A 13,363-nucleotide genomic window follows, 5' to 3' on the forward strand; every position below is an offset into this window, starting at 1 on the left:
CCCCCGACGACCCGCCCCCGCCACCGACCGCCACCTGGCTGGACGCCGACGACCCCGAGCACCCGCCGGAGGCGTCCTCCCGCGAGGTGCAGAACATCCCGCTCGGGCTCGGCGCGCTGCTGCTCGGCGTCGCCGCGGTGGTCTTCGCCGCGGTGGCCACCAGCTCGATGGACGCGCTGGCCCGGCTGGGCATCCTGCTGCTCGCGACCGTGCTGATGCTGCTCGCCCCGCCGGTGCTGGCGCGGCGCGGGCTCACCTCGACCGCCGAGACCATCTCCGCCGTCGGCCTGCTCCTGGTGCCGCTCGCCGGCTACGCGCTGTGGGCGGTGGACCGGATCGGCAACGGCGGCGCCTCCGGCGCGGTCTTCGCCGGGGTCATCTTCGCCGTCACCGCCGGCGTCTCCTTCGGCTACGCGGGCTGGTCGGGGCTGCGCGCGCCCCGGTTCGCCACCGTGCTGGCCGCCCAGCCGGTGCTGCCGCTGCTGGCGTACGACCGGATCACCGGCCCCGGCGGCTGGGCGCTGGTGCTGACCACGGTGGCCGTGCTCGACCTCTGGCTGGCCCGGTCCCCGGTCACCCTGGAGCGCCCGGTCCGCCGGGACCTGCCCGAGCCACCGGCCGCCCCCGCCGCGCCGACGGCACCGGCCGCGCCCCGCCAGCGCCAGGCCGAGGGCCGGCCCGAGGGGGCGCCGGAGGAGGCCGGCGAGGTGCTCGACGGCGGCCTGCCGGAGCAGGGGCCGACCCCGGCCGCCCGCCCGGTGCCGGGGCTGCGCGAGCTGGCCTGGGCGCTGCACGGAGTGGCGGTCGCCCTCGCCCTCGCGTACGCCGTCACCGCCCTGCTCCGCGCGGCCAGCGTGCCGACCGCGGCCGGCGCGGGGCTGGCGCTGCTGCTGGCCGCCGCCGTGGGCCTGGCCGGAACGCTGGTGCTGCGCCGGCCGCCGCTGCCCGACCTCGGCGCCGGGATCTTCACCCTCGCCGTGATCGGCGCCCTGAGCCGGATCGCCTCGGTGGCGCTGCCCGGCCGGGCGCTGCTGCTGATCGCGGCGGTCATCACGGTCACCGGGCTGGCGGTCCGGGCGGTGCCGGAGGCCGCCCGGCGCGGGCCGCAGCTCGCCTCGGCGGTGGCGCTCACGGTCAGCGGCGTGGTGGTCGCCGGCGGCGCCCTGCGCGCCGGGGTGGCCCCCGTCCGCGCCGCCCTGCCGGCGTGGGAGGCCGACCTGAGCCGCTACGCGGCCGAGCTGTCCGCCGCGGTCGGCCCGGCCGCCTGGCAGCTCGCCGCGAGCGCCTTCCTGCTGACGGTGGCCGCGGTGCTGGCCCTGCCGCCGGAGATCCGCCGGGAGTTCGCGGTGGTCGGCGCGGCGCTGACCGCGCTCGCCGTGCCGGCGTCGTTCGGCCTCGGGTGGGCCGTGGCGCCCTGGCCGATAGTGCTGACCGCGATCGGCATCGGGGTGGTCGGGCTCTCCGCGCGGACCGGGCGGGCGGCGGTGGCGCACGCGGCCGCCGCGGCCGGCGTCGGGCTGTTCGGCGCGGGCGCCGCCCTGGCCCGGCCGGCGCTGACCAGCGCGGTCCTGCTCGCGCTCTTCGCCGCCGGGGCGCTGGTCGCCGTGGCGCCCCGGCTGCGGCTCGCCCCGGCCGCGGCCGACACCCTCTCCGCCTGGGCCGCCGGCGGCGCGGCGTTCGCGCTGCCGGGCGCGGTCGCGGCCTTCGTCGCCGCCATCGTGCCGACGGACCCGACGCCCACCCCGGCGAGCCTGCGCGAGGCCACCGTGCCGGTGCTGGCAGCCAGCTTCCTGGCGGTCTGCGTCACCCTCGGCTACGCCGCCATCGTGCAGGTCTCGCAGCGGCACATCGCGGCGCCGCTGGCCGTGGGCACCGCCCTCGGCGCGATCGTGGTCACCGCCGCCGCGTTCGGGGCGCCCGGCGCCACCGCCGCCGACGCCTGGGTCGGCGGGCTGCTGCTGGTGGCCGCCGCGATGGTGGTGTTCGCCGGCCCCATCGACGCGGGCCGGCGCTCCGACCTGGCCCTGGACGGCTCCGACCTCGCCGCCGCGGCGGTCACCGCCGCGCTGATCGCCACCCTGGCCCGGATCGCGGCCGTGCTCACCCCCGGCGGGCAGCTCGCCGTCGCCGCAGGGCTGGTGCTGGTGGTCGCCGTGGCCGCCCGGGCGATGCCCGAGGAGTGGCGGCGGGGGCCGATTCTCGGCATCGCCGTCGGCGGGGTGCTGATCGGGCTGCTGGCCGGCTGGAGCGCGCTGCGGGGCGGGTGGGGGGTGCTCGCCACCCCGGGCCCGATCTGGGCCGGCGACCTGACCGGCTGGCCGGCCGCGCCGACCGGCGGGTCCACGTGGCAGGCCCCGATCGCGCTGGCCCTGCTCGGCGTCGCCGCCGCGGTCCTCCTGCCGCCACCGTGGAAGTACGACGTGTCCGGCGCGGCGGCCGTGCTCGCCACGATCGGCGCGCCGGCCGCGTTCGACCTGCCGTGGTGGTCGCCGGTCCTGGTCGGCGGCATGGTCGCCACCGTCTTCGGGATGGCCGCCGTGGCCGCGGTGGACCCACGCGCCGGGTCGTCCCGGGCGGTCGTGGCGGGGGTGGTCGCCCTGCACGCCGCCGGTGCCGGCCTGGTCCGGCCGTGGACGACCGCGCTGGCCCTGGGCAGCATCGCGCTGATCGGCGTGGTGGTGGCGGCGCTGGCCCGGTCGCTGGCCGCGCCGCTGGTGGACGACATCGAGACCGAGGGGATGCCGCCGCACCTGGCGCAGATCGGGGGTGCCGCCGCCGGTGCCGCCCTGCTCGCGTTCCCGGGCGCGGTCGCGGCGCTGGCGGCCGAGTTCGGCCGCTCGCCCGAGGTGGTGCTCACGGCCGCGCTGGCCGCGTCCAGCCTGGGCCTGGCGGCGGTGGCGGCCGTGCGGCGGCAGGTCCCGCAGTACCTGCCCTGGGCGAGCGCGACGGTGGCCGGCGGCGCGACGGTCAGCGCCCTGGCCGCCATCCCCACCGGGCTGCCCGTCGGTGTCTACGCCGCCGCCGCGGCCCTGCTCGGGGTGCTCGCCGAACTGGTCCGCGCGGCGACCGAGCCACCGGCCGACTCGGCCCAGCCGGTGCGGCGCTGGTCGGTGCTGCTCGACGGGGCGTTGCGGCGCCTGCCGGACGACGGCACGCAGCGGCGTTGGCGGGTCAGCCCGGCCGCCGGCGCGCTCGCCGTCGCGGCGCTGCCCACCGTCCTGGCGCTGGTGTCGATCGCGCCGTCCCTGGTCGTCGCCCTGGTCGAGCCGCACCGCAGCCTCGCCCGGGTCTGGCAGGGGCCGCCGCCGGAACTGCTCACCCCGCCACCGGGCGCGGTCGACGCCACCCACGTGCTGACCGCGCTGCTGCTCACCGCGACCGCCGCGCTGGCGGCCACCGGGTTCAGCGGCGGCCGGCGTTCCCGGGCGGTGCCGGTGGTGCTGCCCGGCGCGGCCGTGACCCTGCTGATCACCCCGGTCTCGCTGGGCAACGGCTGGCCGGCGAGCACCCTCGCCGCGCTGGCGGTCTTCACCATCTCGATGCTGGGCCTGGCGCTGACCCCGCCGCCGCCGCTGGTCGAGCGGGCCCGCTCGCTGCGGCTGACCCGGGTGCTGGTCTTCGCCATCGGGCTGGCCGCCGGGGGCGCGGGGCTGGCGGGCAGCCTCGCCACCCGGGAGCTGACGCTGTTCACGCTGGGCGGCGCGGTCGGCGTCGGCACGGTGGCGGCGCTCTTCGGCGTCACGCAGCGGGCACGCATCCTCGGCTGGCTCTTCGCCTCGCTGATGGCGCAGCTGTTCGTGCTCACCGCCGGCCTCGTGGCCGGGCTCGCGGCCGTCTGGTCCGCGTTCGGCGTGCTGGCGGTCGGCGCGGCCCTGCAGGTGTTCGCCGCGACGCTGCCCCGGCTGCGCCGCCCCGAGGCCCAGCGCGAGGCGGCCACGGTGGAGTGGAGCGGCCACGGGGCCGCCCTGATCGCCCTGGCCCTGGCCTTCGACTCGCCGCGGCACATCGCGGCGCTGCTGGCGGCCTGGGGCGCGGTCCTCGGGGTGGCGGCCACCCGGCCGGGCCGCCGGCCGGTGGAGCGGCGCATCCTGTTCTGGGCGGTGGTGGTCTGCGAGATCGCCGCCTGGTGGATCCTGATGCGGGTGGCCGACGTGGCGCTGCCGGAGGCGTACACGCTGCCGTTCGCGGCTCTCGCCCTGCTCGTCGGAGTGCTGGAGCTGCGGCACCGGCCCGACCTGAGCAGCTGGGTCGCGTACGGGCCGGCGCTGGTCGCCGCGTTCGTGCCGACCCTGGCGATCGTGCTGGCCACCGAGTCCAGCTCGCTGCGGCAGGTGCTGCTGTTGCTCGGCGCGGTGGCGGTGCTCATCTTCGGGTCGATGAGCCAGCAGCAGGCGCCGGTGATCGTCGGCGCCGGCGTCACCGCGGTCGCGGCGGTGCACGCGCTGTTCAGCTTCGGGCCGTGGCTGGCGCTGATCCCGGTCGGGATCCTGCTGCTGGTGCTCGGCGCGAGCAACGAGCGCCGCCGCCGCGCCCAGGAACGCCTCCAGACGGCCCTGCGCGGCATGCGGTGAGGCGCGGAGCCCGGCGGGCAGCGCCGGGGTGGGGCGGGACGCGGATGTCGGGCTGAGGACCGGACGCGGGCTCGCGCCCCGGCGCGACGAGCGCCGCCGACGATCAGCCCTTGCTGCTCGTCGGCGTCCGCGCGGGTCGGGAGCACACGACGGCGGACCATCGCCCCCGCCGCGGCCCCTGGTCGTCGGGGCCGGCTACTGGAACCGGGCGACGTAACGGCGCTGCCCGGGGGTTTCGACGGCCTGTGCGGAGTAGTGCCGCCGGACGTAGGCGACCGCCTGGTCGTTCGGCACCCCGTCGATGACCGCAAGGCAGGCGAGGGCGGTGCCGGTGCGCCCCTTCCCGCCGCCGCAGGCGACCTCGACGCGGCCGTCCTCGGCGCGGGCCCACGCCTCGCGCAACGCGGCGGCGGTCGCGACCCGGTCGGACGGCAGCCAGAAGTCGGGCCAGCGCAGCCAGCGGTGCTCCCAGGTGACCGGGGCCGGCCGGCTGCCGAGGAGATAGAGCGCGAAGGTGGGTTCCACCCCCTGCGGGAGCGGGCGTCGGAGTCCCCGGCCGCGGACGAGCCGGCCGGAGGGCAGCCGGAGCACGCCCGGCGCCGTGGGGTCCCATGAAGTGGTCATCTGTCGTCAGGGCCGCCGTGCCCCTGCGGGCCGGTGTCCCCGTCCTCCTTCCAGTTCGGTGTGTGTCGGGTCTTCCAGTTCGGTGTGTCGGGTTGGATCGGCGGGGGCAGCAGCCGGTCACGCGCGCCGGACCGCCGACCCGGCTACCGGTCGACGGCCGCCATGAGGACCTGCGTGTCGGCGTCACGGTCGGCGTCCGCGACCGTCGTCCCACGGCGGCCGGCGAGGAACCGCGGGGCCCACCAGTTCGCCTCGCCGAGCAGGCGCATGAGCGACGGCAGGACGACAGCGCGGATGACGGTGGCGTCGATCAGGATCGCGGCGGCGAGCCCCACGCCGAGTTGTTTGAACTCGACGATCGACAGGGTGGCGAAGATGGCGAACACGGCGACCATGATGATCGCGGCACTGCTGACCGTGGACGCCGAAGAGACGATGCCCTGCTCGATCGCCTGCCGGGTGGGCACACCCCGCTGGACCGCCTCGCGGATGCGGCTCACGACGAAGACGTGGTAGTCCATGGAGAGCCCGAAGAGGATGACGAACAGCATCAGCGGCAGCCAGGACACGATCGCGCCGTTGGAGGTGAACCCGAGCAGGTCCTCCGCCCAGGTGTGCTGGAAGACCAGCACCAGCAGCCCGTACGAGGCGGCCACGGAGATCGCGTTGAGCAGGATCGAGGTCAGCGCCACCACGACCGAGCGGAACGTGACGAGCATGACCAGGAAGGTCATGGCGAGCACGAACGCGACGACCGCCGGCAGCGCGTCAGCCATGCGGTCGCGGAAGTCGGCGTCGCTGGCGGTACGGCCGGCCACCGCCCACTCCGTGCCCGGGACCGTGCCGACCGTCTGCGGCAGCAACTCGGCACGCAGCCGGTGCAGCGACTGGGCCGCCGCGTGGCTGTCAGTGGTGCCCGCCACCCGGACGGTCGCCAGGAAGACGGTGCCGTCGGCGGACCTGCGCACGGTCGGGGGGCGGTCCTGGGCGAACCGGCTGTCCCCCTTGATCCGCGCGGCGAGATCGGTGATCTCCCGCTCCACCGCCGGCCCGCCCGCGCCGCCGGTGCGGATCGCGACGAGGTGGCTGGTGCCGAGGTCGTTGCCGGGGAACGCCTGGGCCAGGCGGTCGTAGGTGTGCAGGATCGGGATCGAGCGGGGCAGGTCGGTGAGGGTGGGCCGCTTGAGGTTCATCCCCAGCGCCGGGACGGCGACGACGACCAGCACTCCGACGGAGATCACGAACGTCGCCAGCGGCGCGCGCAGCGCCGGCCGCAGGACCGCCGCCCAGAAGCGGCTGCGCTCCGCCCGCTGGATCCGCCGGCCCAGGAAGGGCACGCGTGGCCGGTCCACCCACCGCCCGAGGACGACCAGGATCGCGGGCAGGACGGTGAGGGATCCGATCATGGCTACGCCGACGACCAGAATGGAGCCGGTCGCCATCGAGCTGAACGTGTTGTCGCCGACCAGGAACAGGCTGGCCATGGCGACCATGACGGCCACGCCGGAGACCAGCACGGCGTGCCCCGAGGTGCGGGCCGCGATCTCGACCGCGCTGCGGTGGTCGCGTCCGCGGGCCCGTTCCTCCCGCTCGCGGCGCAGGTAGAACAGCGAGTAGTCGACGCCGACCGCCATGCCGATCAGCAGGATGATGCTGTTGACCATCTCCCCCGCCGGGAAGATGTGCGAGGCGAACTGGGCCAGGCCCATCGCGCCGGCCACGGCCGACAACGCCAGCACGACGGGCACGCCGGCGGCGATCAACGCGCCGAAGCTGAACAGCAGGATCACCAGCGCCACCGGCACGCTGATCAGCTCCGCCTTGACGAAGTCCGCCGCCAGCGTCTCGGTCAGCGCCTTCCCCAGGGAACCCGATCCCACCTGTTCCACCCGGAGGTCGGGGTGCCGCTGCTGCGCCTGCGACGTGGCCTCCAGCAGCGGCCCGACCCGCGCGTCGGCGTCGTCCGCCGAACCGGCCATCTCCACCTCGACCAGCACCGCCTGACGGCTGGGGGAGGTGATCGGGTCCGCCACCTTCGCCACGTCGGGCAAAGCGCGCATGCGCGCCGACAGGTCGGTGGCCACGGCCCGCGCACGGTCGAGATCGAGTTCGCCGGTCCGCGCCGTGATCAGGACGCTCTCCGCCGCCGGGGATTCGGGGAAGGCCCCGGCCTGCTCGATGCGGTCCGCACGGGCCAGTTCCCCGTGCAGGCTGTCCTGCGTGGTGGCCTCGACCGTGCCGACCAGGCTGCCACCGGCCACGCTGGCCAGCACGAAACACAGCCAGGCCGTGATGGCGAGCCAGGGATGGTTGGCGCTCCACCGGCCCATCCGCGTGGTGAAGGGCGTACGGACGGCATGCCGCCGGCGGCGCGCCGGTGCGTGACCCTCGATACCCGGCATCATCGGCCCTCCCCCGACCGGCGGGGCGTCCCGTACACGTTGCCGCGTGCGGCTCTGACCGACGCAGGGACCCCGGAGTAGCCGTACGGCTCGACGCTTGTGCCCGACCCGTGTGGTTCCGGGGCGTTCGGTGCGGGTTCGTTCTGCGTCCCCGATCCGCTCCGACGCATTGTGACCAGGCGGGAGACGACGAAGTACCCCACGGCGAGCGCGCAGACCGCGATGACGACCTTCTGGAACGTCCCGACGTACGACTCGACGGAGTGCCAGTGCTCCCCGAGCTGGTAGCCGGCCATGATGAACACGGTGTTCCAGATCAGACTGCCCAACGTGGTGTAGATCAGGAACGTGGCGATCGGCATGCGTTCCACGCCGGCCGGGATGGAGATGAGGCTGCGGAAGATCGGGATCATGCGCCCGAAGAAGACCGTCTTCACCCCGTGCCGGGCGAACCACGCCTCCGTCTTGTCGAGGTCGCTCAGCTTGATCAGCGGCATCCGCGCGACGATCGCGCGGAGCCGGTCCCGTCCGAGCGCGACGCCGACGTAGTACAGCACCACCGCGCCCACCACCGAACCGATCGTGGTCCAGATGATCGCGGCGAACAGGTTCATCTTGCCCTGACTGGCGGTGAACCCGGCCAGCGGCAGGATCACCTCACTCGGAATCGGCGGGAACAGGTTCTCCAACGCCACCGCCAAGCCGGCGCCGGGCGCACCGAGCCGCTCCACGAGGTCGGTCACCAACCCCACCAGGCCGCCCGACGGCGGGTCCGACTCCTGGGCCAACGAGCCAGCGTCCATCGACGCATGCCACAAACTGATCATGCCGACAACGCTATGGACCCGCCTCGGCCCGGACCATGAGGTCGACCGCCGACCTCAGCGGGCCGACCCCAACGGCTGGGTACGGAAAACCACACCCCCATGCGCGCTCAGGAGTCGCCCACACCTCTCGGCGTGGTCGGTGCCCGGCTGATCACCCCGTCACCACCGACCGGCCGCGTCGGTACCGCTCGCGAGCCCGCCCGCAGCCGCAGCGCCCAGGGCCGACGTCGCTGCCGACCCGGGCCGTCGCGGGCGCGGGCGCCGGGCGCGGGGCGCGGGGCGCCGGGCGCGGGACAGCAGAGCCCGCCGGGCGGCGGCGCGTCCGGGGAGGGCGGTCAGGCGAGGGGGCGCTGAGGGACGCTCAGGCGAGGGAGGCGCGGAGGGCGGCGTCCTTCTCGGCCACCAGCTGCTCCAGGTCCGCCTGGTAGGCCGACATGCGATCGAGCAGGGTGCGGTCGGCGGCGGCCAGGATGCGGACGGCGAGCAGCCCGGCGTTGCGGGCGTTGCCGATCGACACCGTGGCCACCGGCACGCCGGCCGGCATCTGCACGATGGAGAGCAGCGAGTCCATCCCGTCGAGGTGCTTCAGCGGCACCGGCACGCCGATCACCGGCAGCGGGGTGACCGAGGCGACCATGCCCGGCAGGGCGGCGGCGCCGCCCGCCCCGGCGATGATGACCTTCAGACCCCGGTCGACGGCGGCCCGGCCGTAGTCGATCATCTTGACCGGGGTACGGTGCGCCGAGACCACCTCGACCTCGTACGCCACCTCGAACTCGTCCAGCACCTCGGCGGCGGCCTTCATCGTCGGCCAGTCCGAGTCACTGCCCATGATCAAACCGACGGTGCTCACTCCGGCCTGCCTCTCGTTCGCGACTGCGGGGCTCGCAAGCTCACTCCTCGCGCTCACCCCGCCTGCCTCTCGTTCGCGACCGCGGGGCTCGCAAGCTCACTCACTGGTGCCCCTCCCGCAGCCAGCGGGCGGCCCGGGCGGCCCGCGTCCGTACGTCGTCCAGGTCCTCGCCGAGCACCGTGACGTGCCCGATCTTGCGGCCGGGTCGCACCTGCTTGCCGTAGAGGTGCACCTTCGCGCCCGGCTCGGCCGCGAAGAGGTGGTGCAGCCGCTCGTCGATCGACATCCCGCCCGGCTCGCCGCCGAGCACGTTCGCCATCACCACGACGGGCGCGGTCAACGAGGTGTCCCCCATCGGGTAGTCGAGCACCGCTCGCAGATGCTGCTCGAACTGCGACGTGCGCGCGCCCTCGATGGTCCAGTGGCCGGAGTTGTGCGGCCGCATCGCCAGCTCGTTCACCACGATCCGGCTGCCGCCGGGCGCGGCCGGATCGGCCACCTCGAACAGCTCCACCGCGAGCAGACCGACCACGCCGAGCGCGGTGGCCAGGTCGATGGCGAGCTGCTGGGCCGCGACCGCCAGCTCCTCGGGCAGGTCCGGCGCGGGCGCGAGCACCTCGACGCAGATGCCGTCGCGCTGCACGGTCTCGACCACCGGGTAGGCGGCGACCTGCCCGAACGGCGAGCGGGCCACCTGCACGGCCAGCTCCCGGCGCAGCGGCACCCGCTCCTCGACGATCAGCCGGGTGCCGCCGGCCAGCAGCGTGGCGGCCAGCTCGGCGGCCTGCGCGGCGTCGCCGGCCATCCAGACACCCCGGCCGTCGTACCCGCCGCGGGCCGCCTTGAGCACGACGGGCCAGCCGACCTCGTCGCCGAAGGCCACCAGGTCGGCGGGCTCGGCCACGGGCCGCCACGCCGGGTTCGGCGCGCCCAGCTCGCCGAGCCGCTCGCGCATGACCCGCTTGTCCTGGGCGTGCAGCAGCGCGTCGGCCGGCGGGAAGAGCTTCACGCCCTCGGCGGCCAGCGTCCGGATGTGCTCGGTGGGGACGTGCTCGTGGTCGAAGGTGACCACGTCGCAGCCCTTGGCGAAGGTGCGCAGCGCGGCGAGGTCGGTGTGGTCGCCGTACTGGACGTCGGCGGCGACCAGCGCGGCGCCGTCGTCGGGGGCCAGCGCGAGCACGCGCAGCGACTGGCCGAGGGCGATCGCGGACTGGTGGGTCATCCGGGCCAACTGGCCGCCACCCACCATGCCGACAACAGGCAGACCGGTACGGGAATCCATAGCGGCGCCAGCTTATCGGGGCGACCCGCCGCCCGCGCCGCCGGATGGCGCATCGAACACCCGTCGCCCCTGCTGAAAGGATCATGGCATGACGATGCGTACCCTGCTCCGTGGCCTGCCGGTGCTCGCGCACGACATGCCGTCGTTCGATCCGACCGCGGCCCCGGCCGACCCGCTGGCCCTCTTCGTCGAGTGGATGGCGGGCGCGGTCGACGCCGGCGTCGACGAGCCGCACGCGATGACCGTCTCCACCGTCGACGCCGACGGCATGCCGGACGCCCGGGTGCTGATCCTCAAGGACCTCGACGAGGCCGGCTGGCACTTCGCCACCAGCTCGGCCAGCGCCAAGGGCCGCCAGCTCGCCGCGAACCCCCGGACCGCGCTCAGCTTCCACTGGCGCGAGCAGGGCCGCCAGGTCCGGGTGCGGGGGATCGCCGCCCCCGCGGACCCCGCCGTCTCCCGGGCCGACTTCCTGGCCCGGCCCGAGGGGTCACGGGTGGCCGGCCTGGCCGGCCGGCAGAGCGACGTGCTCTCCGACCACGCCGAGCTGGACCGCGAGCTGACCCGGGTCCGGGAGCGGCTGGCCGCCGAGCCGGACCTGGTCGCCGGGACACACACCGTCTACGCGGTCGCGCCGCACAGCGTCGAGTTCTGGCAGGCCGACGCGCAGCGCCGGCACGTGCGGCTGCGCTACCGCCGCGCGGGCGCGGCCTGGGAACGCGAGCTGCTCTGGCCGTGAGCCTCAGCGCCGGCCGAGCTGGCCGACGAGGTCGTCCACCGTCGTCACCGGGCGCTCGCAGACGAAACCCCGGCAGGCGTACGCGGTGGGCCGCCCGTCGACCATCGGCCGGTCGGCGAGCAGCGGCACGCCGGGCTGGCCCGGGCGGCCCGCCACGATCACCGCGCCGGGTGGGGCGTGCCGGTGCGCCGCCGCCACCAGCGGGTCGCCGGTCGGCTCGTCGGTGACCACCGCGATCTCGTACGGCCCGGAGAGCAGCGCCTCGCCGACGGTCGCCGCGTAGCCGGTGAACCGGGCGTGCCGGCCGACGATCGGCGCCACGGTCGACAGCGCCGCCTCGGCGGCCTCCCGGTAGCGGGTCTCACCGGTCAGCGCCGCGTACGCGACCAGCGCCGCGACGATCGCCGAGCGCCCGGACGGGGTGGCGTTGTCGGTGGGGTCGGCGGGGCGGGTGACCAGCCGCTCGGCGTCGTCGGCGGTGTCGTAGAAGGCACCGCCCGGGGCGGCGAACCGCTCCAGCGCGGTGTCGAGCAGTTGGCCGGCCAGCTCCAGCCAGCGCCCCTCGCCGGTGAGCTGGTGCAGCGCGCAGAACGCCTCGGCCACGCAGCCGTGGTCCTCCAGCACGCCGGCCGGCTCGCCGACCACGCCGGCCCGGGAGACCCGACGCAGCCGCCCGTCCACGATGTGCCGGTCGGCGAGCACCTCGCCGATCCGGACGGCCGCGGCGGCGGTGACCGGGTCGCCGGTGAGCGCGCTGTGCTCGACCAGCGCGGTGACCGCGAGCCCGTTCCAGGAGGCGACCACCTTGTCGTCGCGGGCCGGTTGCGGCCGGGTGTCGCGGACCTCGCGCAGCCGCGCCCGGACCCGCTCCCAGCGCGCGGCCACCTCCGGGGCGGCGTCGTCAACGTCCCGGGCCAGCCGCAGCACGCTGCTGCCATGCTCGACGCCCTTCCTTCCGTCCGGAGCGCCGCCTTGCGGCGCGGAGGCGGAATGAGGGGCGAAAGATCCGGCCTCGGTGACCGCGAACAGGTCGGCGGCGAAGCGGCCGTCGTCCTCCCCCAGCGCCTCGACGAGCTGGGCCGGCGTCCAGGCGTAGGTGAGCCCCTCGACGCCCTCGGTGTCCGCGTCCAGCGCGGAGGCGAGGCCGCCCTCGGGCGTGCCCAGGTCGTCGATCATGAAGGCGGCGGTCTCGGCGGCGACCCGGGCGGCCAGGGGGTCGCCGGTCAGCCGCCAGAGCTGGGTGTACGCCCGCAGCAGCAGCGCGTTGTCGTAGAGCATCTTCTCGAAGTGCGGCACGGTCCAGTGCGCGTCGACGGAGTAGCGGGCGAAGCCCCCGGCGAGCTGGTCGTAGATGCCGCCCCGGGCCATCGCCTCGCAGGTGTGCCGGGCGATCTCCAGGCTGCGCTCCGAGCCGGTGCGCTGGTGGTGGCGGAGCAGGAAGAGCAGGTTCATGTGCGGCGGGAACTTGGGCGCGCCGCCGAAACCGCCGTTCGCGGCGTCGTACTCCCCGGCGAGCTGCTCGGCCGCGGCGTCGAGCAGCGCGGCGTCCAGCGGCGCGGTGGGGCCGCCGACGGCCTGGGCGCCACCGATCGCCTCGACCACGGCGGCGCCCTGCTTGATCACGGCGTCCCGCTGGTCCCGCCAGGCGGCGGCGACCGACTCGAGCAGCCGGACGAAGTTCGGCCGGGGGAAGTAGGTGCCGCAGAAGAACGGGGTGCCGTCCGGGGTGGCGAAGACGGTCATCGGCCAGCCGCCCTGCCCGGTCATCGCCTGGGTCGCGGTCATGTAGACGGCGTCCACGTCGGGACGCTCCTCGCGGTCCACCTTGATCGAGACGAAGTCGTCGTTCATCAGGGCGCCGACCTGCTCGTTCTCGAACGACTCGTGGGCCATGACGTGGCACCAGTGGCAGGCGGCGTAGCCCACCGAGATGATCACGGGCACGTCGCGCCGCTTCGCCTCGGCGAACGCCTCGTCGCACCACGGCCACCAGTCGACCGGGTTGTCGGCGTGCTGAAGCAGGTACGGGCTCGTGGCGTCGGCGAGTCGGTTCACCCGACGACCA

The 13,363-nt window shown here is 75.6% G+C and carries 8 protein-coding genes; 2 read left to right on the forward strand and 6 right to left on the reverse strand.

Going from position 1 to position 13,363, the window contains the following annotated elements:
• Positions 1-4,571: SCO7613 C-terminal domain-containing membrane protein (locus tag ACSNOB_RS20820; protein WP_436688142.1), on the forward strand; the 4,571-nt coding region annotated here is incomplete at its 5' end.
• A 195-nt stretch (positions 4,572-4,766) separates the two neighbouring features.
• On the opposite strand, the gene ACSNOB_RS20825 is transcribed toward ACSNOB_RS20820, so the two are convergent.
• From ACSNOB_RS20825 to ACSNOB_RS20845, 5 genes are all read right to left on the reverse strand, one after another.
• Complete coding sequence (locus tag ACSNOB_RS20825; protein ID WP_436688143.1) at positions 4,767-5,195, reverse strand: protein-tyrosine phosphatase family protein; 429 nt, start codon at positions 5,193-5,195, stop codon at positions 4,767-4,769.
• Positions 5,196-5,338: 143 nt separating this feature from the next.
• On the reverse strand, positions 5,339-7,600 hold the full coding sequence (locus tag ACSNOB_RS20830) for an MMPL family transporter (RefSeq protein ID WP_436688144.1): 2,262 nt from the start codon (positions 7,598-7,600) through the stop codon (positions 5,339-5,341).
• Positions 7,597-8,424 carry a DedA family protein gene (locus ACSNOB_RS20835; RefSeq protein WP_436688145.1) on the reverse strand — a complete coding sequence of 276 codons (828 nt, stop codon included), beginning with the start codon at positions 8,422-8,424 and terminating at the stop codon, positions 7,597-7,599. The genes ACSNOB_RS20830 and ACSNOB_RS20835 overlap by 4 nt, the downstream gene beginning before the upstream one ends.
• A 361-nt stretch (positions 8,425-8,785) precedes the next feature.
• Positions 8,786-9,277, reverse strand: a complete 492-nt coding sequence (purE, locus tag ACSNOB_RS20840) for a 5-(carboxyamino)imidazole ribonucleotide mutase (protein ID WP_436688146.1) — start codon at positions 9,275-9,277, stop codon at positions 8,786-8,788.
• Positions 9,278-9,377: 100 nt separating this feature from the next.
• On the reverse strand, positions 9,378-10,559 hold the full coding sequence (locus tag ACSNOB_RS20845) for a 5-(carboxyamino)imidazole ribonucleotide synthase (RefSeq protein ID WP_436688147.1): 1,182 nt from the start codon (positions 10,557-10,559) through the stop codon (positions 9,378-9,380).
• An 88-nt stretch (positions 10,560-10,647) separates the two neighbouring features.
• Here ACSNOB_RS20845 and ACSNOB_RS20850 point away from each other — a divergent pair, with 88 nt between their 5' ends.
• Positions 10,648-11,298 carry a pyridoxine/pyridoxamine 5'-phosphate oxidase gene (locus tag ACSNOB_RS20850; protein ID WP_436688148.1) on the forward strand — a complete coding sequence of 217 codons (651 nt, stop codon included), beginning with the start codon at positions 10,648-10,650 and terminating at the stop codon, positions 11,296-11,298.
• A 3-nt stretch (positions 11,299-11,301) separates the two neighbouring features.
• Here ACSNOB_RS20850 and ACSNOB_RS20855 read toward each other — a convergent pair whose 3' ends face one another.
• A complete protein-coding gene (locus ACSNOB_RS20855; protein WP_436688149.1) occupies positions 11,302-13,353 on the reverse strand; it encodes a thioredoxin domain-containing protein in 2,052 nt (683 codons plus the stop codon).
• Positions 13,354-13,363 lie beyond the last annotated feature (10 nt).

Origin of the sequence: Micromonospora sp. URMC 106 (assembly GCF_051386395.1) — a bacterium.
Lineage (GTDB): Bacteria > Actinomycetota > Actinomycetes > Mycobacteriales > Micromonosporaceae > Micromonospora.